Source organism: Gordonia sp. NPDC003425 (genome assembly GCF_053588635.1).
Map to the genome: position 1 here is coordinate 30,641 of NZ_JBSFQI010000001.1, position 22,649 is coordinate 53,289.

Here is a 22,649-nt window from a genome sequence, read left to right on the forward strand (position 1 = left end):
GTCTCACACGTCTTGTTCGCGCCCATTCAGCGCGTTGTTCGCGCCCGCTCAGCGCTCCGAGAGCACCTCGCCCACGTATTTCGCAACGGCCGCCACGGAGGCGATTGTTCCCGGATAGTCCATCCGCGTGGGGCCGACCACCCCGAGGCTGCCGAACACGGTTCCCGAAGCACCGTACCCGGTGGATACGACGGAGGTGCCGCGCAGGTTCTCGGTCATGGTCTCCTCCCCGATCTGCACGGTCACCCGACCCATCCGCTGGGTGGTGGCCAACAATTTGAGGACCACGACCTGCTCCTCGAGTGCCTCGAGCACCGAGTCCATGCCACCGCTGGCCGGCGCGAAATCAGCAGCCGCCCGGGCCAGGTTGGAGGTACCACCGAGGACCAGCCGGTCATCGCCGCGCTCGACCAGCGTCTCCACCAGTACCGTCGCGATGCGGATGACCGCGTCACGGATGTCCTCGGGCGCTTGATTGGCCACCTCGGCGACCGCCGCCGAGGCGGCCTCGAGCCGCTTGCCGTGCAGCGCTGCGGAGAAGATGTCACGCAACCGAGCGATACCCGCCTCGTCGTGGTCCTCGGCAAGGGCCACCATCCGCTGCTCGACACGGCCGCTGTCGGTGATCACCACAAGCAGCAGCCGCGACGGCGACAGGGTGATCACCTCGAGGTGACGCACCGTCGCAGTGGACAGCACCGGGTATTGGATGACCGCGACCTGCCGGGTGAGTTGTGCGAGCAATCGCACCGACCGGCGCAGCACGTCGTCGAGGTCGACGCCGGAATCGAGGACCGACAGGATCGCGCGGCGCTCGGCCGACGACAGTGGCTTGACCTCGCTGATCCGGTCCACGAACATCCGGTAACCCTTGTCGGTGGGCACGCGTCCCGAACTGGTGTGCGGCTGGGTGATGTAACCCTCGGCCTCCAGAACGGCCATGTCGTTTCGGACGGTGGCGCTCGAAACCCCGAGGTGGTGGCGTTCGACCAGCGCCTTGGAGCCGATCGGCTCCTGCGTGTCCACATAGTCGGTGACGATTGCCCGAAGGATCTCGAACCGCCGATCGTCGGTCGCCGTCACTCTCTGACACCTCCTCGACACGAACTCTGCAATACAGTTGGTGGGTTCCATCTTACGAAAGGCCGACGAAAACCTGGCCTCCACGCGGCATCGAGTCGCGGGTCACCGGCGGTCGGCCTCGACGGACGCCGCCGGGCGGAAAAGGAAACCGGGATGATCTTCAAGGGTGTGCGGGAGGGAAAGCCCTATCCCGAGCACGGACTCTCCCATCGCGGCTGGGCCAAGATCCCGCCCCGGCAGCTGCGCCTCGACGAACTGACCACGGTCACCACCGTGTTGGCCCTGGACAAGTTGCTGAGCGAGGACTCGACGTTCTACGGCGACCTGTTCTCGCACGTGGTGCGCTGGCACGGGGAGATGTATCTCGAGGACGGACTGCATCGGGCGGTGCGATCGGCGCTACGCAACCGGCACATCATCCACGCCCGGCTGCTCGATCTCGATGCCTATGATCTGCGCCCGACGGCCGCGCCACTGGAGGATCAACTCGACGACACCGGCCCGATTCCGGCGGCACGGGCCGACGCACCCGGCAGAGGTGGCGCGCACCGTCGCGGCGCCCGATCCACCGGTTGGTCGGCACCGCCGCCCGCCTGGTGAGCCGCCGGGCGGCGGTTTCTCACACCTCCAGGGTCTTCTCCGACGGCAGGTCGTACACCGGGCACTCCGCCACCCCGATCGTGTCCCTGGTGATCTCCTCGACAGCGGCCTGTGTTGCCTGCGCGTCGTTCACCCAGTTGCGATAGAAGTCGAACGGGCATTCGGCAACTCCCTTGTCACCGTCACCGCCGGCCAGCACGCCGGTGTAGCCGCGGTGCAGGAGCTTGAACAGATGATTCTGGGACTGGTCGAAGTGGCGCGCGTCGCGGATCGTCGACAACGACAGTTGCGCGTACTGGATTCCGTAGTCCTCCTCGCCGCACTCGCCGAGGGTCCTTCCGTCGAATCCGATGATGGCGCTGTGACCGAAGTATGTGTAGACGCCGTCCCAACCGGTCGCGTTGGCCACGGCGACGTAGCAGTTGTTGGCCCACGCCATCGCCTTGGCCATCAGCACCTGCTGCTCCTTGGCCGGGTACATGTAGCCCTGCGGCCGCACGATGAGTTCGGCACCCTTCATCGCGCAATCGCGCCAGATCTCGGGATAGTTGCCGTCGTCGCAGATGATCAGCGAGATCTTGAGCCCCTTCGGGCCGTCGGTGACGTAGGTCTGCCCACCGGGATACCACCCCTCGATCGGAGTCCACGGCAGGATCTTGCGGTACTTCTGCACGATCTCGCCTTCGTCGTTGATCAGGACCAGCGTGTTGTACGGGGGCTTCGCGGGATGATCCTCGTGGCGTTCGCCGGTGATCGAGAACACCCCCCACGTCTTCGCGTCACGACACGCCTTGGCGAAGATGTCGGTCTCGTCGCCGGGAATGGTCGCGGCGGTCGCATACATCTCCTCGGTGTCGTACATGATGCCCATCGTCGAATACTCCGGGAAGACAACGAGATCCATCCCCGGCAGACCCGTCTTCATGCCGACCACCATGTCGGCGATCTTGCGGGCGTTGTCGAGGACGTCGGCTTTCGTGTGCAGCCGCGGCATCTTGTAGTTCACCACTGCCACGCCGACGGTGTCCGGGCTCGACGAGATGTCTCCGTGTCGCATGCGTACTCCTCTCGACCGGTGTGCACCGGACCAGTCAATTACTTCCGTTCGGAAGCATCTGAGATGCCAGGTTAATCCCCGCACCGTTACGCGCGGATTGCCATGACGTGTGAACCCGGTGACATGACACGGTTTTGAGGCGCGCTTCGATCTCCGAGCACGCGCGACGGCGTGCGCATGTCGCGTTCTTCTGCTTTCATTCGGAAACAGTTCGTCGGAAGAATGCACGGTCGGTGCGGAGGTGATGGGACGTGTCGGGGTATCTGTCTTCCAAGGTCAACGACCTGAACTCCGGCCCCACCGCGGGTTCGGGATCGTTCCGGATGGGGCGGGCGACATCGCCGCAGCGCCTGAAGACAAACCTCGAGTCGGCCATCATCGGACAGGATCACGCGATCGAGGCGGTGGTTCGCGGTTTGACGATCGCCGCCGCGGGCATCCGTGACCCCCACCGGCCGATCGCCTCGCTGCTGTTCGTCGGGCCCACCGGAGTCGGCAAGACCGAACTGGCGCGGCGGCTGGCGGCCGAGATCACCGGAGACCCCGACAAGCTGTGTCGCATCGACATGAACTCACTCGCCCAGGAGCACTACGCGGCCTCCCTCTCGGGCGCACCGCCGGGCTATTCGGGTGCCAAGGAACAGTACACGCTGTTCGACCGGGAGCTGGTGGAGGGCAACATCTCTCGCCCCGGAATCGTGTTGTTCGACGAGGTGGAGAAGGCCCATACGACGGTGCTGCGTTCGCTGCTGCAGATCCTCGACACCGGCACCCTGCGCCTCACCGCGGGCACCTCGACCATCGATTTCCGCAACGCGATCGTCTTGCTCACATCGAACCTCGGGTCGGCCGAGATCGCATCACGTCATCGCGGCGAGTTCGGCAGGCGATGGTGGACACGTCGCCGCGGCGCGTCGCCGGCCGACGATCCGGTGCTCCGCGCGGTGGAGGACTTCTTCGACCCGGAGCTCTACAACCGGTTCGACGAGATCGTCCGTTTCGATGCCCTCGACGAGATCACCGCCGCGGCGATAGTCGATCTCGAACTCGGCCGCCTCACCGACCGCCTGCGTACCCGTGGCATCACCTGGGACGCCGACCCGCAGCTCCGAGCGCACCTCGCGGAGTCGGGGTTCGACCCGGTGTACGGTGCACGAAATCTGCACCGCACCATACGCCTGGGCCTGCATGCGCCGATCGCCGAGGCGATCGTCGGCAGCACCCCCGGTGACGGCCCACTACACCTGCATGCGTCGGTGCGTGCGGGAGCGATCGTGGTCTCGGCCGGCCCCGCCGATGGCGGGACCGGACCGACCGCGCCCGACGGTCAGGCCACATGAATACGCGCGAGCACGTCGAGATCGAGTTGGTCGGCAACGGCGAGGTACACGTCCTGATCGGTTGTCCCCCCGTCGAGATGGAGCGCCCCACGAGGACCCTCCACCACGACGCGGGCCGCGGCACGCTCCATGCCCGACACCGTCAACGAGCCTGCCCGGTCGGCCAATTCGGCGAGTACGGTGATCGCGTCGAAACAGGACTGCCCGATGCTGTTGAGCACGGGCGCATCCGGCCCGTGCAGTCGGTGGTAACGACCGGCGAAGTCTACCGTTTCGCTCGTGACGAGGGAATCGAAGAACCCTGCGGCGGCATACATGTTGGAGGTCGCGGTGGCACCCATGCCGAGCACTTGATTCTCCTCGAGGATGGGGCTGAATCGCAGCATCACCTGATCGAGTCCGCGGCGGGCGAACCCTCGACCGAACCGGACCGCGTCGTCGCCGACGAGCAGCACCAGAACCGCGTCGGCGCCGCACATCTCGAGCCATGTGTATGTGCCGGAAAAGTCGCCGATACCGAGCGGCAGGAACATCGACCCGAGGTGGGTCAGGCCGGCGCCGGCGAGATGCACTGCCGCCCGGCCCGCGAGTTGCCGGGGCCACACGTAGTCGTTGCCGACCACACACCACCGGCGGGCACCGCGTTCGCGCGCGAGCCAGTCGAGGCCCGGCAGCACTTGGCTTTCCGGCGCCTCGCCGGTCATGAACAGCCCGGGTGTGCGAAACTCGCCTTCGTGCAACGCCGCGTACACATAGGGCACCTGGCCGCCCAGCCGTCGCAGGATCGCCTTGCGGACCGCGGATATGTGCCACCCCGCGATCGCGTCGACAAGGCCGGCATGCCACAGGGCGGCGACCTCGGCGGCCACCAACTGTGGGGCACGGCCTCCATCGACCATGATCAACTCGACGGCGTGACCCAGAATGCCACTGCGCGAATGCAATTCGGCAACGGCCAACTCGCCCGAAGCCTCGCACGACGGGCCGAAGATGCCCGCCGAACCCGTCAGCGGCACCACGAAGGCGATCCGGACAGGTCGTTCGCGATTCGCCATCGGACCCCCCTGACGTGCGCGAACCCCATCTCCACCGTCCGTCGACCCGGGTGGGCACCGATGCGCAGGGCGGATCGACGATGAGCGGCCAGACTACACCCGACGTGCGCGACCGGCGAGCCGACGACGGGGCGGAAACCACTCTGCTGCTGCAGTTGCTACGTGCGGCCCGTCAGATCGAATCGGGGGTGTCGGCCGAGCTCGCCGCCCTGCGCATCACGCCGGAACAGTGGCGGATCATCTGCGTACTCACCGCCGGCGGCGGCCACACCATGACCGAACTGGCCACCCTGGCGGTGCTTCCGGCCGCCACCTGTACCCGCACGGTCGATCGGCTGGTGTCCTCGGGCACGGTCTACCGGCGAGCCGATCCCACCGACCGGCGTCGGGTGGTGGTGTTCCTCAGCGCCCGCGGCCGACGGTCGGTCGCACCGATCACCGACGCGGAGCGGACGGCCCAACACGAGATCGCGCGCTCGCTCGGCCCGCGAGGATACGTCGGCCTGCAGGATGCCTTGAGGCGCATCGCCTCCGAGCCCACGGTCGGGTGACCCGCACTCACTCCCCGGCCAGCAGGATGTCTCGGATCACGCCGTCGGCAAGGAGACGACCCCGATCGGTCAGGACGTAACGATCGGCGATCGCCACGAGCAGACCGTCCGCGCACAGCCGGCGAGCACCGCCGATCTCGTCCGCGTCGAGCACCGACGTCGGCAAACCGTCGCGGCATCGCATCCGCAGCATCACCTCTTCGGTGTGACGGTCGGCGGCCGTCAACGTCTCCGAGGACGCCACCGGTAGCCGCCCCGCGGCGAGTTCGGCCGCATACCGCGCCGGATGTTTGACGTTGTGCCACCGCACCCCGTTCACATGCGAATGCGCACCAGGGCCGATCCCCCACCAATCGGCACCGTGCCAGTACCCCAGATTGTGCCGGCACTCCGCCTGCGGGGACCGCGCCCAGTTCGACACCTCGTACCAATCGAACCCGTTGTCGCGCAGCCGTTCATCGAGTCGCACGTACCGGTCGGCGAGAACGTCGTCGTCGGGGGCGGGCATCTCACCGCGCCGGATACGGCGGGCCAGCGCGGTGCCGTCCTCCACGATCAGCGCATACGCCGACACGTGGTCGACCGGGGTCGAGAGCACCGCATCGATGCTGACGTCCAGGTCGGCGTCGGTCTCACCCGGGGTGCCGTAGATGAGGTCGAGGTTGACGTGCGCGAAGCCCGCGGCGGCGGCCTCGCGCGCCGCCGCGACGGCCCGGCCTGGGCTGTGGGTGCGGTCGAGCGCGGCGAGCACATGCGGCGCCGCCGATTGCATACCCAGCGAGATGCGGGTGAAGCCGGCCTCGAGGAGCCCGTCGAAGAACGCCGGCGAGGTGGATTCCGGATTGGATTCGGTGGTGACCTCGGCGTCACGGGTCAGATCGAACCGTGAACGCACCCCATCGAGCAGCCGCGCCAGGCCGTCGGCACCGAGGAGCGACGGGGTGCCGCCACCGACGAACACCGTGGAGACCGGGCGGTCGGCACCGAGCATCCCGGCGGCCAGATCCAGTTCGCGTTCCACCGCGTCGTGCCAGGTCGACGGCGACGACGCACTACCCAATTCGCCGGCGGTATAGGTGTTGAAGTCGCAGTAGCCGCAGCGGGTCGCGCAGAACGGGACGTGGACGTACAGCCCGAAAGCGGTCGCCGGATCGGCGTCTGCGCACGCCCCGCCCACGGCGGCGAGATCGTCGGCAAGGATCGAGGTCACCACACCCGTTCTCCTCGCCATGACATGCCCTCCATGATGCGCGCGACGTGCCCGGACACCGCGCTCGGGCGCTTTCCCTCAGCGTGACGCAAAGTATCCGCAAGTAGACGCGGGCGTCGTCAGCATGGCACCATGGGTGACATGACTTCTCCCGGGGTGTGGCTCGCCGCGCGGCGCCACATCGACCTCAAGCGCGTGTGCAGCGCTTTCTGTCGCATCTGACGACGCTGCCGGCCTCGAAGGTCCCCTCCATGCATGACGCTCGCCTGCGTCGTCGCGCCCGGGATGCCCGCACGCACAGCCCCTCGCCCGTGCCACGATCGCCGGTGCCTGCCGCCGGCCAGGAGTATTCATGACGTCCACCACCGACGCGCCCTCCACCTCCGACGCCGAGCCCACACCCGAGCGTCCGGCCCGCGCATCCGCCACGGGGGAACGCCCCGCCCGCAAGCCCCGGCCAGCCAAGCGCCGCGCCGAAGGCCAGTGGAAGCTCGGCTATCGCGAACCGCTCAATCCCAATGAGCAGATCAAGAAGGACGACAATCCGCTCAACGTGCGGGCGCGCATCGAGAACATCTACGCCCACCGCGGCTTCGACTCCATCGACAAGCAGGACCTGCGCGGCCGCATGCGCTGGTGGGGTTTGTACACGCAGCGTGCGCAGGGCTACGACGGCACCTGGACCGGCGACGAGAACATCGACATCCTCGAGGACAACCACTTCATGATGCGGGTGCGCTGCGACGCGGGTGCCCTCACCGCCGAACAGTTGCGCACCCTCGGGGAGATCTCCACCGAGTTCGCCCGCGACACCGCCGACCTCTCCGATCGCGAGAACGTCCAGTATCACTGGATCCGCATCGAAGACGTCCCCACCATCTGGGAGCGTCTGGAGGGCGTGGGACTCCAGACCACCGAAGCGTGCGGCGATTGCCCCCGCATCATCCTGGGCTCCCCGCTCGCCGGCGAGGCCGTCGACGAGGTGCTCGACCCGACTCCGGCGATCGACGAGATCGTGCGGCGCTACATCGGCGATCCGCAGTACTCGAACCTGCCGCGCAAGTTCAAAACCGCGATCTCCGGCCTGCAGGATGTGCCGCACGAGGTCAACGACATCGCATTCATCGGCGTGGAGCACCCCGAGCACGGCCCGGGACTCGACGTGTGGGTCGGTGGCGGACTGTCGACCAATCCGATGCTCGCGCAACGACTCGGCGTGTGGGTGCCGCTCGACGAGGTGCCCGACGTGTGGGAGGCCGTGGTCAGCATCTTCCGCGACTACGGCTACCGTCGGCTGCGCACCAAGGCGCGGCTGAAGTTCCTGCTCAAGGACTGGGGCGTGGAGAAGTTCCGCGAGGTGCTCGAGCAGGAGTACCTCGGCCGCACGCTGATCGACGGGCCCGCACCGGAACCGCTGACCGCACCTCGCGACCACGTCGGAGTGCAGAAACTCAAGAACGGCACCAACTCCGTCGGTTTCGCCGCGATCGCCGGCCGGGTGTCGGGAACCATCCTGACCGCGGTCGCCGACGCCGCCGCCCGCGCCGGTTCGGACCGCATCCGTTTCACGCCGTACCAGAAGCTGGTGATCCTCGACGTCGCCGACGACAAGGTGGAAGCGCTGATCGCCGAACTCGGCGAGCTCGGACTGAACGCGCGGCCATCGATGTGGCGACGAAACCTGATGGCGTGCAGTGGAATCGAGTTCTGCAAACTCTCCTTCACCGAGACCCGTAAACGCTCGCAGGTGCTCGTGCCCGAACTCGAGAAGCGGCTGGCCGACATCAACGCCGGACTCGACGTGCCGATCACGATCAACATCAACGGCTGCCCGAATTCCTGTGCCCGCGCCCAGATCGCCGACATCGGATTCAAGGGACAACTCGTCGACAACGCCGACGGCACCACCACCGAGGGCTTCCAGGTCCACCTCGGCGGCAGCCTCGGCCAGGACGCCGGATTCGGCCGCAAACTGCGCCAGCACAAGGTGGTGTCCACCGAGCTCGGCGACTACATCGAACGCGTCGTCCGCAACTTCGTGGCACAACGCGAAGACGGGGAACGGTTCGCACAATGGGCCGTTCGCGCCGACGAGGAGGCACTGCGATGAGCACGACGACCACCGCCCGCACCGGTCGACGCTTCACCGAGGACGAACTGCGCGAGATCGCCACACGCGGCGCCCACGAACTCGGCGCCGAGGCATCGCCCGAAGACCTGCTGCGCTGGACCGCGGAGACCTTCGGCGACAACTTCGTGGTGGCCTCCAACATGCAGGACGCGGCCCTGGTGGACCTGGCCGTCAACCACGTGGATCGCGACCTGGTGGGCGGTGCGGTGAAGATCCTCTTCCTCGACACCGGTTACCACTTCGCCGAGACCATCGGTACCCGTGACGCCGTCGAACAGGTCTACAACCACGGCGCCGAACGCCTCGCCCGTCCCGGCGTGGAGATGGTCAACCTGACTCCGGAACACAGCGTGGCCCAGCAAGATGAACTGTTGGGCCGCAACCTGTTCGCCCGCGACCCGGGAGAGTGCTGCCGACTGCGCAAGGTGATGCCGTTGCGGGCCGGACTCTCCGGATACGACGCCTGGGTCACCGGTATTCGCCGGGTGGAGGCGCCGACCCGGGCCAACGCGCCGTTGATCTCCTTCGACGAGGGCTTCGGCCTGGTGAAGATCAACCCGATCGCGCCGTGGTCGGACGAGACAATGCAGGACTACATCGACTCCCACGGTGTACTGGTCAACCCTTTGGTCGACGAGGGGTACCCGTCGATCGGCTGCGCACCGTGCACCGCCAAACCCGAACCCGGATCCGATCCGCGCAGCGGCCGCTGGGCCGGTCGCGCCAAGACAGAATGTGGATTGCACGCATGACTCTCACCGACTCCACCACCGGCACGTCGCCCGAGACCTCGTCCCGCGAGACCGCAGACGAGTTCACCACGCTCGACGCGCTGGAATCCGAGGCCATCCACATCTTCCGCGAGGTGGCAGGCGAATTCGAGCGACCGGTGATCCTGTTCTCCGGCGGCAAGGACTCCACCGTGCTGCTGCACGTGGCGCTCAAGGCGTTCTGGCCGGCACCCCTGCCCTTCTCGCTGCTGCACGTGGACACCGGACACAACCTGCCGGAGGTGCTGCAGTTCCGCGACGAGGTGGTCGAGCGCCACAACCTGCGCCTGCACGTGGCCAAGGTCGAGGATTACCTCGCCGATGGTCGCCTCACCGAACGTCCCGACGGTGTGCGCAACCCGCTGCAGACCATTCCGCTGCTCGACGCGATCACCGAGAACCGGTTCGACGCGGTGTTCGGTGGCGGCCGCCGCGACGAGGAGCGTTCACGCGCCAAGGAGCGGATCTTCTCGCTGCGCAACGCCTTCGGACAGTGGGACCCCAAGCGGCAGCGTCCCGAGCTGTGGAATCTGTACAACGGGCGTCACGCCCCGGGTGAGCACGTGCGGGTGTTCCCGCTGTCGAACTGGACCGAACTCGACGTGTGGCGCTACATCAGCCGCGAGCAGGTGTTGCTGCCACCGATCTACTACGCGCACCAGCGTGAGGTGTTCCTGCGGGACGGCATGTGGATGACGGCCGGCTCGTGGGGCGGACCCCGCGAAGGCGAAGAGGTGCAACGACTCTCCGTGCGCTACCGCACCGTCGGCGACGGTTCGTCGACGGGTGCGGTGCTGTCGGAGGCCACAACCAACGAGGCCGTGCTCGCCGAGGTCGCCGCATCACGGCTGACCGAGCGCGGCGCCACCCGCGGCGACGACCGGGTGTCGGAGGCGGCGATGGAAGACCGTAAACGCGAAGGATATTTCTGATGGCATCGACCTTCGGGCACGTTCCCGATCTGCTCCGCATCGCCACCGCAGGCAGCGTCGACGACGGCAAGTCGACGCTGGTGGGTCGGCTGCTCTACGACACGAAATCGGTTCTGGCCGACCAGATCGACGCGGTCACCAAGGCCTCTGTCGACCGCGGCCTCGAAGGGCCCGACCTCTCGCTGCTCGTCGACGGCCTGCGCGCCGAACGCGAACAGGGCATCACCATCGATGTCGCCTACCGCTACTTCGCCACGCCCGCACGGTCATTCGTGCTCGCCGACACGCCGGGTCACGTGCAGTACACCCGCAACACGGTGTCGGGCGCATCGACCGCCCAGTTGGTGATCCTGCTGGTGGACGCCCGCAACGGCGTGGTGTCCCAGACGCGCCGCCACGCCGCAGTGATGGCGCTGCTCGGTGTTCCGCAGTTGGTGTTGGCGGTCAACAAGATCGACCTGGTGGACAGTGCCGCCGACGTGTTCGCCGAGATCTCGGCCGAGTTCGCCGAGCTCACCGGGTCGCTGGGCTGGACACCCGAGCAGGTGCAGGCGATCCCGGTGTCGGCGCTACACGGCGACAACGTCGCGACCCGCTCGGCCAACACCCCGTTCTACGACGGCCCCACACTCATCGAGCACCTCGAGACCGTGCCCAATGCCACCGAACGCCACGACGAGGTCGGTCTGCGATTCCCGGTGCAGTACGTGATCCGTCCGCGGACGCCCGAGTTCCCCGACTATCGCGGCTACGCCGGTCAGATCGCCGCCGGCCGGGTATCGGTGGGCGACGAGATCGTGGTGCTGCCGTCGGGTAGCCGCACCACCGTCACCCAGATCGACACCGCCGACGGCCCGATGGCCACCGCGCACACCGGCCGCAGCGTGACACTGCTGCTCGCCGACGACGTCGACATCTCGCGCGGCGACGTGATCGCCGGGGTCTCCGACGCACCGGAACCCGTGCAGCAGTTCACCGCGACGGTTTGCTGGCTCGCCGAAAAGCCGTTGCGTCCCGGCGCGCGGCTGCTGCTCAAGCACGGCACCAAGACCACCCAAGCGATCGTCGGTGGTCTCGATGCGCTGTTCGACGAACAGAATCTGACACTGGTGGAGGTCCCGGAAACGGTGGAGCTCAACCAGATCGGACGGATCTCTGTGCAGACCGCCGAGCCGATTCCGGCCGACGATTACCAGGTCAGTCGCGAGTCGGGCAGCTTTCTGCTGATCGACCCGCAGGGCGGCAACACCCTGGCGGCCGGGCTGGTGGGTGACGCGTTGTCGACGCTGCACCTCAAAGAGCTGGTGTGACACCGGCACTGCTGCTGGTGGCCCACGGCTCCCGCGATCCGCGTTTCGCCGACACCGCCCGGCGGGTTCGGGCGGCGGTGGCCGAGCGGTTACCCGCGGTCGACGTGCAGTTGTCGTACCTGGACCTCGACCGGCCGCTGACCTCCGAGGCACTGGCGCGGATGTCGGGAGCAGCCGTCGTCGTGCCGCTGCTGTTGGCACCCGGCCACCACAGTGAGGTCGATGTTCCCTCGATCGTGCGAGAACACGCCACTCATCCGGTGGTGTGCACCGACGTCGTCGGTGCACACGGGCTCACCACAGCCCTGGCCGACCGATTGCGCGAAGCGGGTCTGCGCCGCGGCGACGGTATCGTGCTGACCGCGGTCGGGTCCACGAACCCGTCGGCGGCCTCGATGGTCCGACGTCGCGCCATCGAGCTGTCCACCATGCTTCACCATCCGGTGGACGTCGTGTTCGGGACCCGGCTGGGCACCGGAGACCTCGCGCTGCGCACCGCGATTCGTCGCCTGCACACGGCCGGGTGCACCCGCATCGTTCTCAGTCCCTACTTCCTGTCCGCAGGGCTGCTCACCGAACGCGTCGAGAACGCCCTGGACCGTTGGGCCCCAGGCGCATTGGTGGCCGGACCGATCGGCGCACACCCGCAACTGGTATCCGCTGTCGCCGAGGCGTACGCCCGAGGCCTCAGCCGGCGGGAGACACCGCGTTCATCGGTCCGGTGACCGTATCCTCGTCCTCCCAGCATTCGACGCCACCCACCTCGGGAAGCCGATCGCGGGTGAAGATGGGATCGCGCCCTGCCCGCCGCTGACGCGTGAAGTCGGCGAGCAGCTTGAATGCGATGCCGGACAGCAACGCGATGGCGATGAGATTGATGAGCGCCATCACGCCCATGATGCCGTCGGCCAGGTTCCACACCAGATCCGACGAGGCCACCGAACCCGCGAATACCGCAAGGACCGCCAGAACGCGATAGACGGTGAGCATCGCGCGGTGTGCCCCCAGGAACTCGATATTGGACTCGCCGTAGTAGTAATTCCCGAGTATCGAGGAGAACGCCAACAGGAAAACGATGATGCTCAGCGCGACGTGGGTCCACGATCCCAGCGCCGATTCCAGCCCACCCTGGGTCAGGCCGATACCCTTGGAGGCCGTGCCGAGATCGGGCACGGAGACCAAGATGATGAACGCGGTGATCGAGCAGATCAGAAACGTGTCGAAATAGACACCGAGCGACTGCACCAAACCCTGCTTCACCGGATGGGTGACAGCAGCCGAGGCACCGGCGTTGGGTGCCGACCCCAATCCGGCCTCGTTGGAGAACATTCCCCGCTTGACACCCGTCATGATGACGTAGCCGAAGGTCGCGCCGACCACCTCGTTCGGGCCGAACGCGTCGGAGAAGATCTCCGCGACCACCTCGGGTAGCCGGCCGATGTTCACCACGACCACCGCGATGCCCAGCAGCAGATACAGGACCGCCATCAACGGCACCAGCCGCTCGGTCACCACGCCGATGCGCCGGACGCCGCCGAACACGACCAGCGCCGCCAACGACGCCACCACCACGCCCATCACCCAGTTGATCCACGTGGCGTCGGAACCGATCGTGCCCCTCACCGAGGCCGCAATGGTGTTGGCCTGCAGTGAGCTGAAGGCGAACGGAAAGCACACGACGAGGATGATCGCGAACAGGATCCCCATCCAGCGCGCTCGTAGACCGCGTTCCATGTAATAGGCGGGTCCGCCCCGGAATCCGTCGGGATCGCGAATCTTGTACAGCTGGGCGAGGGTCGATTCGATGAAAGCCGACGCCGCACCGCCGAGAGCCATCAGCCACATCCAGAACACGGCACCGGGGCCGCCCACCGCGATAGCCGTGCCCACCCCCGCGATATTGCCCACCCCGACGCGCGAGGCAGCAGAGATGCAGAACGCCTGGAACGACGAAACCGATTGCGGCTCACCGTCTGCGCCGACCGGCGTCTTGTCGCCGAGGACACGGAACATCTCGGGCAGGAGGCGAATCTGTACCGCGCGCGTACGCACGGTGAAGTAAACGGCGAGGCACACGACAACGGGAACCACTATCCAGGTCCACAGGTGATCACCCGCGGTGAGAATCACATCGTTCAACGTGTCCATTGGCGAATTCTACGAGCGCGGTGCACGACCCGCAGGGTTACCGTGAACCAGCAATCCGCGAACCGCAATTTCGGTGTTCGCGGACTTTCCTCGCCCCGACGACGGCGAATGGGTGACGCTCAGATCCGGTCGAGCGCGGGAACCTTGGTGGCGCGGGCGTAGATGGTCTCCCCCGGCTGCAGGTGCAGCGCGTTGGCGTCACCGCGGGTGATCTGCGCCTGGAACTCGTCGCCGGTGGCCGCGGCCACCAGTTCCACACGGGTCTCGAAGCCGAGGTTCACCACCCGGATGACCGTCGCCTTGATCACCCCGGTGTCGAGCGCCACGTCGGCAGCGGGCAGCGCGAGTTGCGGATTGCGGCCGATGCGAATGTCGTGCGGTCGCACCAGTTCTCCGTTGAGCCGGACGGTGGACCCCAGGAACGACGCGACGAACGGATTGACCGGCCGATCATAGAGATCGTCGGGTGTCCCGATCTGTTCGATCCGCCCCTTGTTGAGCACCGCGATCCGGTCGCTCACGTCGAGGGCTTCCTGCTGGTCGTGCGTCACCAGCACCGTGGTCACGTGCATCTCGTCGTGCAGGCGCCGCAACCACTTGCGCAGATCCTCGCGCACCTTCGCGTCGAGCGCGCCGAACGGTTCGTCGAGCAACAACACCTTCGGGTCCACCGCCAGCGCGCGCGCAAGAGCCATGCGCTGTCGTTGGCCACCGGAAAGCTGTGCGGGATAACGCTTCTGGAACACCTGGAGTCCCACCACCTCGAGCAATTCATCGACCTTGGCGTCGATCTCCTTGCGCGACCGTTTGCGGATCTTGAGTCCGAACGCGATGTTGTCGCGCACATTGAGGTGTTTGAATGCGGCGTAGTGCTGGAAGACGAAACCGATGTCGCGCTTCTGGGGCGACGCACCGGACACATCGTCGCCGTTGATGACGATTGTTCCGGAGTCGAGTTCGTCGAGACCCGCGATCGCCCGCAGCAGCGTCGACTTCCCCGAACCCGACGGCCCCAGCAGCGACGTCAGAGAGCCGCCCGGGATCTCGATCGAGACGTCGTCGAGGGCGGCGAAATCACCGTAGCGCTTGTTGGCGCCGGTCACCGAGATGGACATGTTCAGACGCCTTCCTTCTGCGTGACGACCTGTCGCGCATCGAGTTCTTCGGGGCCGTGCGGAGGGGTGAGCCGAGCTTCTGCCACTGTCGCGTCGCCGGAGACGGTGCTCGTACTCGCTTCGGCGAGCCTGCTCTTGGCTCGTCGCTCGATCAACGACATCGCCACCAACACCAGGATCGCCACCAGCATCAGCAGTGTCGCGGCGGCATACGCGCCGTACTCGTTGTAGTCGTCGGTGTAGCGGGAGTTCACCAGCAGCGTGAGTGTCTGCGAGATGCCGGGATAGTTCGACGACACCATGGTGACCGCACCGAACTCGCCGAGCGAGCGGGCGACGGTCAGCACGATGCCATAGGTCAGCCCCCACTGGATCGCGGGCAGGGTGACCCGCCAGAAGATCTGCCAGCGGTTGGCGCCGAGGGTGGCGGCAGCCTGCTCCTGTTCGGTACCGATCTCGCGGAGCACCGGTTCCACCTCACGCGCCACAAAGGGCAGTGTCACGAACAGTGTGGCGAGCACGAGACCGGGGAAGCCGAAGATCACCCGGAAGCCCAGACTCTCCACACCGCCGAACCACCCCCCGTACCCCCAGAGCAGGATCAGCGCCACGCCGGCCACCACCGGCGACACCGCGAACGGGAGGTCGACGACGGCCTGCAGGACCCCCTTGCCCGGGAATCGTCCACGGGCCAGGGCGAGCGCGATGATCACCCCGAAGATGACGTTGAGCGGCACCACGATCACCACGATCAGCAGGCTCAGTTGCAGGGCCGAGATCGCCGCGGGCGTGGTGATCCAGTGCCAGAACTGAAGAAATCCGTGGGAGAACGCGCGCCAGAAGATCAGCCCGACGGGCACCAGCAGCAGCACGAAGAGGTAGACCAGCGCGATGGTGCGCAGTCCGTACCGGGTCAGCGGCGACAGTTTCATCGGTCCTGCTCCTCACGGGTGGACTGTCTGCGTCCGACGAGGCGGAGGATGAGCAGAGCGACGAAGGCGATCAGCAGCAACACCACCGAGATCGCGGCCGCGTTCACCGGTTCGTCGATCTCGATCTGCTGCTGGATGTACTGCGAGGCCACCTGGGTCTTGCCCGGGATGTTGCCACCGATGAGCACCACCGAACCGAACTCGCCGATCGCGCGGGTGAAGGCGAGGCCGGCTCCGGTCAGGATCGCGGGCAGCAGGGCGGGCAGGACGATCTTGGTGAAGATCGTCGCGTTCTTTGCACCGAGGACGGCCGCCGCCTCCTCGACGTCGGTGTCGAGTTCGATCAGCACCGGCTGTACCTGCCGCACCACGAACGGCAGCGTGACGAAGGTCAGCGCGATGACAAGTGCGGGTTTGGTGGCCGACAGGTGCACGTCGATGGGGCTGTTGGGTCCGTAGAGCGAGAGCAGCACCAGACTCGCGACGATGGTCGGAAGTGCGAAGGGGAGGTCGATGATCGCATTGACGAAGCCCTTGCCGGGGAACTCGTCACGGACCAGCACCCAGGCGATCAGCGTGCCGAACACCACGTTGATCGCGGCGGCCACCACCGACACCACAACGGTGATCCAGATCGCGTCGACGGCGTTGGGGTCGCTGATCGCATCCCAGAAACCGCTCCACCCGTTGTCGAAGGACTGCACGGTGATCGCGGCGAGTGGCAGCAGCACGATGACGCTGAGCCACAGCCACGCGGTGCCGACGGCGAGCGGGCTGACACCGGCGAACGTGCGCGAACGTCCCAGGAAGCCCTTCGGCGGCTGTGCGCCCGTGTTCGCTGCGGCGCCGCCGGTGACCGGCGCGGCCACACCTCGGCTCGCGGTCATTGCTTTCCTCCGGCGTTGTAGATCTCGGTGATGGCCCCCTTGGACCCGAACAGGGCATTGTCCACGGCCTTCCACCCGGTCAGGTCTTTGCCCTTGTTCTTCGCGGCCGTGCCTTTCCCGAGTTGCGCACCGAGTTGCTTGATGGTCCAGAGCTTTTCGATCTTTCCGGGGAACAGGTCGGCGGTGTCCGCCACCACCGACGGCACCACAGGACGGAATCCCTGTCGCGCCCAGATCAGTTGGGCCTCGTCGGTAAAGAGGAAGTCGACGAACGAGCGCGCGGCGGGCAGATCCTTCGAGGTGTTGACCACGGCCACCGGATTCTCGATCTTGAAGGTCTGCGGCGGAATGACATAGTCGATCTGCTGATTGGACGGCGCCGTCGAGTTCTTGCGGTCGAGCATGATGGCCTCGTTCTCGTAGCTGATGAGGACGTCGCCCTGTCCCTGCTGGAAGGTGGTGGTGGCCTCGCGGCCCGATTTGGGGCGGACCTTCACATGGTCGCGAACGAGTGTCGAGACGTAGTCGAGCCCGGCCTGCGGGTGTACACCGCCGGCGCTCTTGGCGGCGAACGGGGCCAGCAGATTCCACTTCGCCGACCCGGAACTGCCCGGGTCGGGGGTCACCACCTGAACACCCGGCTTCAGCAGGTCGTCCCAGTCATGGATGTTCTTGGGGTTGCCCTTGCGCACCACCAGTGCCACCACCGACCCGAACGGAACGCTGTTGTTGGGTTCCTGCTTCTTCCAGTCCTCGTCGACGAGTCCCGCCTTGACCAGACGAGTGACGTCGGGTTCGACGGAGAAGTTGACGACGTCGGCGGGAACGTGACGGGCCACCTTGCGTGATTGGTCCCCCGACGCCCCATACGACACCGAGAAGCCGATCCCGGCTCCGGCAGGGGTGTCACGGAAGGCGGGAATGATCTTGTCGAACCCGGGCTTCGGAGTGGCGTAGGCAACCAGATCGAGATGGCGGTTGCCGCTGGAGATGTCAGCGCCGCCGGGGGTGTCGGTGGAACCGCCCCCGCACCCGGCCACGACCGCCATACCGACGATCACGGCGCACACCACGAGCGGAGTGCGCCAGGTGCGGGCGCGACTGGTTCTCACGAGACCTCCACGACGGATTCACCGGCAACACGGGAATCGCGCCGGACGCAGATCACGCTAACAACGGCGTGCCGCGTCCCCAAGACGCCGGAACGCGCACGTCGGTCTGTTCAGCGCGTCAGCAACCACGCCAACACCACCAGCACGACCAGGGCGAGGAGCGCCCAAGTGACTCGCGATCGGATCACAGACTCACAGCCCCTTTCCGTCGTCGTCGGCGAAGCGGCGGCGATCAAGCAACCTCATGACGGCGTCGACCAGCAGGTTCAGCACTGCGGCGACGCCGATGGCGAACGGGACGACGAACACAAGCGTCACGAGCAACTGCGGCACAAAGGACAAACCGGTCAGCCACTCCTCGACGCCGTCCCACCAGGCGAAGAATCCGGTCACCGCGCTCACCTCGTTTCACCGACTCGCCGCCGGGTTTTTTTCAGCGTGATTCGAACTCGGCCGGTCGCCGGAGATTCGGCGCTCGCACCGGCCCCGCATCAAGTGGCGCCGTCCCGAGTCCATCGCAATGATATAGAAATGACAGCGACGCAAGACCCGCCCATGCCCTCCGGCGCACCGGGCGCCGACCCGGAGGCAGCTGCCTTCTCGCCCGCTACCGCGTCGAGCAACGCGTTTCCACCGATCGGTGACTACGCCTTCTTGTCCGATACCGAGACGAACTGTCTGATCGCCCGCAACGGCGCCGTCGAATGGATGTGCGTGCCCCGTCCCGACTCGCCGAGCGTGTTCGGCGCGGTCCTCGATCGCAGCGCCGGGCACTTCAGACTCGCGCCCTACGGGGTCAGTGTTCCGGTGGATCGTCGCTATCTGCCGGGCAGCCTCATGGTCGAGACCACCTGGCAAACCGAGACCGGCTGGATCGTCGTTCGCGACGCGCTCGTGATGGGGCCCTGGCATGACAACGTGCGACGCTCACGCACCCATCGCCGCACCCCTACCGACTGGGATGCCGAGCACATCCTGCTGCGCACCGTGCGATGCGTGTCGGGCACCGTCGAGTTGGCGCTCAGCTGTGAACCCGCCTTCGACTATCACCGCACCCGCACGCGTTGGGAATACTCGGGTCCGGCCTACGGGGAGGCGATCGCGACAGCGGTCGACGGTGCGACCGACAATCCGGCGCTGAAGCTCACCACCGACCTGCGGCTGGGTCTCGAGGGCCGCGAGGCCCGGGCGCGCACCCGCCTGGTGGAGGGCGATGACCGCTTCGTGGCGTTGAGCTGGTCGAGTCAGCCCGCGCCGCAGAACTTCGAGGAGGCGGCCCAGAAGATGTGGTCGACGTCGGAGTGCTGGCGGCAGTGGATCAACGTCGGTACGTTTCCCGACCATCCGTGGCGCACGCATCTGCAACGGTCCGCGCTCACGCTCAAGGGCTTGACGTACTCGCCCACCGGCGCACTGCTCGCGGCGGCCACCACGTCGCTGCCGGAGACACCACACGGTGAACGGAACTGGGATTACCGCTACGCCTGGGTGCGCGATTCCACCTTCGCGTTGTGGGGCTTGTACACGCTCGGACTCGATCGTGAGGCCAACGATTTCTTCTCCTTCATCGCCGACGTCTCGGGGGTGACCAATGGCGAACACCATCCGCTGCAGGTGATGTACGGCGTCGGCGGCGAGCGCGAACTCGTGGAGGAAGAACTCGATCACCTCTCCGGCTATGACGGAGCGCGGCCGGTTCGGATCGGCAACGGCGCGTACAACCAAGCGCAGCACGACATCTGGGGCACCATGCTCGATTCGGTCTACCTCAACACCAAGTCGGGTGAATCGGTGCCCGAAACACTGTGGCCGGTCCTCAAGGCGCAGGTCGAGGAGGCCATCAAGAACTGGCGCAAACCCGACCGTGGCATCTGGGAGGTGCGCGGCGAACCGCAGCACTTCACGTCGTCGAAGGTGATGTGCTGGATCGCCCTCGACCGCGGGTCGCGGCTGGCGGCGCTGCACGACGAGAAATCGTATGCGCGCGAATGGGCTGCGATCGCCGATGAGATCAAGGAGGACATCCTCACCCACGGGGTGGACGCGCGCGGAGTGTTCACCCAGCGCTACGGCGACGACGCACTGGATGCCTCGCTGCTACTGGTCCCCTTGCTGCGCTTCCTGCCGTCCGACGACCATCGGGTTCGCAACACCGTGCTGGCCATCGCCGACGAGCTGACCGAGGAGGGACTCGTGCTGCGCTACAAGGTCGACGAGACCGACGACGGCCTCAGCGGCGAGGAGGGCACCTTCACGATCTGCTCGTTCTGGCTGGTGTCGGCACTGGTCGAGATCGGCGAACTCCCCCGCGCGAAGGCGCTGTGCGAGCGACTGCTCTCGTTCTCGAGTCCGCTCAAGCTCTACGCCGAGGAGATCGACGCCAAGACCGGTCAGCATCTCGGGAACTTTCCGCAGGCCTTCACCCACCTCGCGCTGATCAACGCGGTCATGCATGTGATCCGTGCCGAGGAGGCGGCGAGTCACGGGCAGTTCCAGCCTGCCAATCATTGATGCACCGGCCTGTAACTTTGCGTTGATGAAGTGGAAATCGCTTGCCGCACAGACACTCGTGACACCGGGAGCATCGGTCAACCTGGGCCGTGACTTCGATCCCGGCCGAAAAGACTCGACGATGACGAAGGACGAGGGCCTCGCCGCCCTCGCGGACGCCAAGTCAGCGCTGTTCGATCTGCAGGACCGCTTCTACGCGCAGTCCGATCGCGCGCTGCTCGTGGTACTCCAGGCCATCGACGCGGCGGGCAAGGACAGCACCATCAAACATGTGATGTCCGGCCTCAATCCCGAAGGCGTGGACGTCTACAGTTTCAAAGCGCCCTCGGCCACGGAGCGGGCCCACGATTATCTGTGGCGCCACCAGATCGTCGCACCCGAACTCGGTCGCATCGCGGTGTTCAACCGATCGCACTACGAGAACGTGACCGTCACCCGGGTCCACCCGGAGTTGTTGTGGCCCAAGTCCGCTCAGCTCGAGGACAGCAGCGGCATCTGGCGCCGGCGGTATCGCGACATCAACGGGTGGGAGCGGCATCTCACCGAAAGCGGCACCACGATCGTCAAGATCTTCCTGAACGTCTCCAAGCGCGAGCAGGGTCGACGGTTCCTCGAGCGAATCGACCGGCCGGAGAAGAACTGGAAATTCTCCCCCGCCGATCTCACCGAGCGCGGGTTCTGGGACGACTATCAGCAGGCATTCGGTGACATGTTGAGCCACACCAGTACCGAGTGGGCGCCGTGGCATGTTGTTCCCGCCGACCACAAGTGGTTCTCACATCTGAGCACCCTGGCGATTCTGCTGACCGTCATGCAGAAACTCGATCCGCAGTACCCGGATGTCTCGCCGGACACCAAAGCCCAGCTCGGCGACGCCCGCGAGAAGCTCACCGCCGAACTCGGCGACGCCGGATGAAGACGCGGAATGAAAACGTCCCTGTCAGCGCAGCCGCCACGGCTCGTAGGCGCGCGGATCACCGATCGGTTCGAGATGAGTGGTGATCCGCAGATGGTCGAGGGCTTCGTGTAAGCGTTCCTCGACCTCCTCGGTCTTGTCGTGCGCCTGCTGCATCGACCACTCACCCGGAACCAGCATGTGCATCTGCAGGTAGCGTTCGTGTCCGGCCTCGCGGGTGCGGACATCGTGGAAGTCGACCCGGTCGGACCGGAAGTCGTCGAGCACCGCGTCGATCGTCGCGACGTCGGCGGCGGGCATCGCCGCGTCCAGCAGACCGCCGCCGGACCGCCACACCAGTCCGATACCGACGTAGAGGATGTTGACGGCCACGGCGATCGCGATGATCGAGTCGAGCGGCAGCCATCCGGTCCACGCGACCAGGAACACGCCGATCACCACACCGGCCGTGGTCCACACATCGGTCATCAGGTGCTTACCGTCGGCCTCCAGCGTCATCGACCGGTTACGGCGCCCGGCACGGATCAGGACCACCGCGACGACGCCGTTGATGGCCGTGGCCACCACCGAGATGGTCAGGCCGAGGCCGACCGCCTCGAGTTCTTGTGGATGCAGCAGGCGGTCGACCGCGGCGACGATGATCGCGGCGGCGGCGATGACGATCATCACTCCCTCGAACACCGCGGAGAAGTACTCGGCTTTCGAGTGCCCGAAATTGTGTCCGGTGTCGGGAGGCCGCGCGGCCACTCGCAGGGCGATCAGCGCACCCACCGACGCCACCAGATCGACAATGGACTCCAGGGCATCCGACAGCAGACCCACCGAACCGCTGACGCGCCAGGCGATCAGCTTGAGCACGATCACCACCACGGACGTGGCAACGCTCAGCAATGCGTACTTGATGAGGTTCTCGCGCGCGACCTGTGCTGCCACGGTCCTATTGCATCACGTCGAGCCCTATTGCATCACGTCGAGCACAGTCGGGTCGC

The 22,649-nt window shown here is 66.4% G+C and carries 21 protein-coding genes; 10 read left to right on the forward strand and 11 right to left on the reverse strand.

Going from position 1 to position 22,649, the window contains the following annotated elements:
* Positions 1-48 precede the first annotated feature (48 nt).
* Positions 49-1,083 carry a heat-inducible transcriptional repressor HrcA gene (gene hrcA, locus ACWDTD_RS00155; protein WP_449745036.1) on the reverse strand — a complete coding sequence of 345 codons (1,035 nt, stop codon included), beginning with the start codon at positions 1,081-1,083 and terminating at the stop codon, positions 49-51.
* Positions 1,084-1,236: 153 nt separating this feature from the next.
* On the opposite strand from hrcA, the gene ACWDTD_RS00160 reads away from it, so the two are divergent.
* Positions 1,237-1,683, forward strand: a complete 447-nt coding sequence (locus ACWDTD_RS00160) for a type II toxin-antitoxin system VapB family antitoxin (protein WP_449745037.1) — start codon at positions 1,237-1,239, stop codon at positions 1,681-1,683.
* 19 nt (positions 1,684-1,702) lie between these two features.
* On the opposite strand, the gene ACWDTD_RS00165 is transcribed toward ACWDTD_RS00160, so the two are convergent.
* Positions 1,703-2,740, reverse strand: coding sequence for an aliphatic amidase (locus ACWDTD_RS00165; RefSeq protein ID WP_449745038.1), 1,038 nt, complete (start codon positions 2,738-2,740; stop codon positions 1,703-1,705).
* Positions 2,741-2,991: 251 nt separating this feature from the next.
* Between ACWDTD_RS00165 and ACWDTD_RS00170 the strand changes: the two genes are divergently transcribed.
* On the forward strand, positions 2,992-4,080 hold the full coding sequence (locus tag ACWDTD_RS00170) for an AAA family ATPase (RefSeq protein ID WP_449745039.1): 1,089 nt from the start codon (positions 2,992-2,994) through the stop codon (positions 4,078-4,080).
* Here the strand turns inward: ACWDTD_RS00170 and ACWDTD_RS00175 are convergent.
* Positions 4,068-5,135 (reverse strand): substrate-binding domain-containing protein, encoded by a 1,068-nt coding sequence (locus tag ACWDTD_RS00175; protein ID WP_449745040.1) that lies wholly within the window; start codon positions 5,133-5,135, stop codon positions 4,068-4,070. The two genes, ACWDTD_RS00170 and ACWDTD_RS00175, sit on opposite strands and share 13 nt — an antisense overlap.
* Positions 5,136-5,215: 80 nt before the next feature.
* Between ACWDTD_RS00175 and ACWDTD_RS00180 the strand changes: the two genes are divergently transcribed.
* Positions 5,216-5,686 carry a MarR family winged helix-turn-helix transcriptional regulator gene (locus ACWDTD_RS00180; protein ID WP_449745041.1) on the forward strand — a complete coding sequence of 157 codons (471 nt, stop codon included), beginning with the start codon at positions 5,216-5,218 and terminating at the stop codon, positions 5,684-5,686.
* Between the two features lie 7 nt (positions 5,687-5,693).
* Here ACWDTD_RS00180 and hemW read toward each other — a convergent pair whose 3' ends face one another.
* A complete protein-coding gene (gene hemW / locus ACWDTD_RS00185) occupies positions 5,694-6,917 on the reverse strand; it encodes a radical SAM family heme chaperone HemW (protein ID WP_449745042.1) in 1,224 nt (407 codons plus the stop codon).
* A gap of 331 nt (positions 6,918-7,248) precedes the next feature.
* On the opposite strand from hemW, the gene ACWDTD_RS00190 reads away from it, so the two are divergent.
* The 5 genes from ACWDTD_RS00190 to ACWDTD_RS00210 are packed head-to-tail and all read left to right on the forward strand — an operon-like array spanning position 7,249 to position 12,764.
* Complete coding sequence (locus ACWDTD_RS00190; protein WP_449745043.1) at positions 7,249-9,006, forward strand: nitrite/sulfite reductase; 1,758 nt, start codon at positions 7,249-7,251, stop codon at positions 9,004-9,006.
* Complete coding sequence (locus tag ACWDTD_RS00195; protein WP_449745044.1) at positions 9,003-9,779, forward strand: phosphoadenylyl-sulfate reductase; 777 nt, start codon at positions 9,003-9,005, stop codon at positions 9,777-9,779. The genes ACWDTD_RS00190 and ACWDTD_RS00195 overlap by 4 nt, the downstream gene beginning before the upstream one ends.
* Complete coding sequence (gene cysD, locus ACWDTD_RS00200) at positions 9,776-10,729, forward strand: sulfate adenylyltransferase subunit CysD (RefSeq protein WP_449745045.1); 954 nt, start codon at positions 9,776-9,778, stop codon at positions 10,727-10,729. Before ACWDTD_RS00195 ends, cysD begins: the two co-directional genes overlap by 4 nt.
* A complete protein-coding gene (locus tag ACWDTD_RS00205; protein ID WP_449745046.1) occupies positions 10,729-12,039 on the forward strand; it encodes a sulfate adenylyltransferase subunit 1 in 1,311 nt (436 codons plus the stop codon). Before cysD ends, ACWDTD_RS00205 begins: the two co-directional genes overlap by 1 nt.
* On the forward strand, positions 12,036-12,764 hold the full coding sequence (locus tag ACWDTD_RS00210; RefSeq protein WP_449745047.1) for a sirohydrochlorin chelatase: 729 nt from the start codon (positions 12,036-12,038) through the stop codon (positions 12,762-12,764). Before ACWDTD_RS00205 ends, ACWDTD_RS00210 begins: the two co-directional genes overlap by 4 nt.
* On the opposite strand, the gene ACWDTD_RS00215 is transcribed toward ACWDTD_RS00210, so the two are convergent.
* The 6 genes from ACWDTD_RS00215 to ACWDTD_RS00240 form a co-directional block, all read right to left on the reverse strand.
* Positions 12,727-14,187, reverse strand: coding sequence for an alanine/glycine:cation symporter family protein (locus tag ACWDTD_RS00215; protein ID WP_449745048.1), 1,461 nt, complete (start codon positions 14,185-14,187; stop codon positions 12,727-12,729). The two genes, ACWDTD_RS00210 and ACWDTD_RS00215, sit on opposite strands and share 38 nt — an antisense overlap.
* Positions 14,188-14,306: 119 nt before the next feature.
* A complete protein-coding gene (locus ACWDTD_RS00220) occupies positions 14,307-15,302 on the reverse strand; it encodes a sulfate/molybdate ABC transporter ATP-binding protein (protein ID WP_449745049.1) in 996 nt (331 codons plus the stop codon).
* Positions 15,303-15,304: 2 nt separating this feature from the next.
* Positions 15,305-16,234: a sulfate ABC transporter permease subunit CysW gene (gene cysW, locus ACWDTD_RS00225; protein WP_449745050.1), complete on the reverse strand. Its 930-nt coding sequence runs from the start codon at positions 16,232-16,234 to the stop codon at positions 15,305-15,307.
* Positions 16,231-17,121: a sulfate ABC transporter permease subunit CysT gene (gene cysT, locus ACWDTD_RS00230; RefSeq protein ID WP_449745051.1), complete on the reverse strand. Its 891-nt coding sequence runs from the start codon at positions 17,119-17,121 to the stop codon at positions 16,231-16,233. Before cysT ends, cysW begins: the two co-directional genes overlap by 4 nt.
* Positions 17,118-18,170, reverse strand: a complete 1,053-nt coding sequence (locus ACWDTD_RS00235; RefSeq protein ID WP_449745462.1) for a sulfate ABC transporter substrate-binding protein — start codon at positions 18,168-18,170, stop codon at positions 17,118-17,120. The genes cysT and ACWDTD_RS00235 overlap by 4 nt, the downstream gene beginning before the upstream one ends.
* Before the next feature lie 255 nt (positions 18,171-18,425).
* On the reverse strand, positions 18,426-18,626 hold the full coding sequence (locus tag ACWDTD_RS00240; RefSeq protein ID WP_449745052.1) for a hypothetical protein: 201 nt from the start codon (positions 18,624-18,626) through the stop codon (positions 18,426-18,428).
* A 138-nt stretch (positions 18,627-18,764) separates the two neighbouring features.
* Here ACWDTD_RS00240 and ACWDTD_RS00245 point away from each other — a divergent pair, with 138 nt between their 5' ends.
* Positions 18,765-20,744 carry a glycoside hydrolase family 15 protein gene (locus ACWDTD_RS00245; protein WP_449745053.1) on the forward strand — a complete coding sequence of 660 codons (1,980 nt, stop codon included), beginning with the start codon at positions 18,765-18,767 and terminating at the stop codon, positions 20,742-20,744.
* Positions 20,745-20,769: 25 nt separating this feature from the next.
* Positions 20,770-21,660 (forward strand): polyphosphate kinase 2 family protein, encoded by an 891-nt coding sequence (locus ACWDTD_RS00250; protein ID WP_449745054.1) that lies wholly within the window; start codon positions 20,770-20,772, stop codon positions 21,658-21,660.
* 24 nt (positions 21,661-21,684) lie between these two features.
* Here the strand turns inward: ACWDTD_RS00250 and ACWDTD_RS00255 are convergent, their stop codons facing one another.
* Positions 21,685-22,593, reverse strand: a complete 909-nt coding sequence (locus tag ACWDTD_RS00255) for a cation diffusion facilitator family transporter (protein WP_449745055.1) — start codon at positions 22,591-22,593, stop codon at positions 21,685-21,687.
* Positions 22,594-22,649: the final 56 nt, after the last annotated feature.

Bases quoted from the DNA above. Each gene is read 5' to 3' on its own strand.
- ACWDTD_RS00160 (WP_449745037.1), top strand. From the start codon at position 1,237: ATGATCTTCAAGGGTGTGCGGGAGGGAAAGCCCTATCCCGAGCACGGA.
- ACWDTD_RS00165 (WP_449745038.1), bottom strand. From the start codon at position 2,740: ATGCGACACGGAGACATCTCGTCGAGCCCGGACACCGTCGGCGTGGCA.
- ACWDTD_RS00175 (WP_449745040.1), bottom strand. From the start codon at position 5,135: ATGGCGAATCGCGAACGACCTGTCCGGATCGCCTTCGTGGTGCCGCTG.
- ACWDTD_RS00180 (WP_449745041.1), top strand. From the start codon at position 5,216: ATGAGCGGCCAGACTACACCCGACGTGCGCGACCGGCGAGCCGACGAC.
- hemW (WP_449745042.1), bottom strand. From the start codon at position 6,917: ATGGCGAGGAGAACGGGTGTGGTGACCTCGATCCTTGCCGACGATCTC.
- ACWDTD_RS00190 (WP_449745043.1), top strand. From the start codon at position 7,249: ATGACGTCCACCACCGACGCGCCCTCCACCTCCGACGCCGAGCCCACA.
- ACWDTD_RS00195 (WP_449745044.1), top strand. From the start codon at position 9,003: ATGAGCACGACGACCACCGCCCGCACCGGTCGACGCTTCACCGAGGAC.
- cysD (WP_449745045.1), top strand. From the start codon at position 9,776: ATGACTCTCACCGACTCCACCACCGGCACGTCGCCCGAGACCTCGTCC.
- ACWDTD_RS00205 (WP_449745046.1), top strand. From the start codon at position 10,729: ATGGCATCGACCTTCGGGCACGTTCCCGATCTGCTCCGCATCGCCACC.
- ACWDTD_RS00215 (WP_449745048.1), bottom strand. From the start codon at position 14,187: ATGGACACGTTGAACGATGTGATTCTCACCGCGGGTGATCACCTGTGG.
- ACWDTD_RS00220 (WP_449745049.1), bottom strand. From the start codon at position 15,302: ATGTCCATCTCGGTGACCGGCGCCAACAAGCGCTACGGTGATTTCGCC.
- cysW (WP_449745050.1), bottom strand. From the start codon at position 16,234: ATGAAACTGTCGCCGCTGACCCGGTACGGACTGCGCACCATCGCGCTG.
- cysT (WP_449745051.1), bottom strand. From the start codon at position 17,121: ATGACCGCGAGCCGAGGTGTGGCCGCGCCGGTCACCGGCGGCGCCGCA.
- ACWDTD_RS00235 (WP_449745462.1), bottom strand. From the start codon at position 18,170: ATGGCGGTCGTGGCCGGGTGCGGGGGCGGTTCCACCGACACCCCCGGC.
- ACWDTD_RS00245 (WP_449745053.1), top strand. From the start codon at position 18,765: ATGACAGCGACGCAAGACCCGCCCATGCCCTCCGGCGCACCGGGCGCC.
- ACWDTD_RS00250 (WP_449745054.1), top strand. From the start codon at position 20,770: ATGAAGTGGAAATCGCTTGCCGCACAGACACTCGTGACACCGGGAGCA.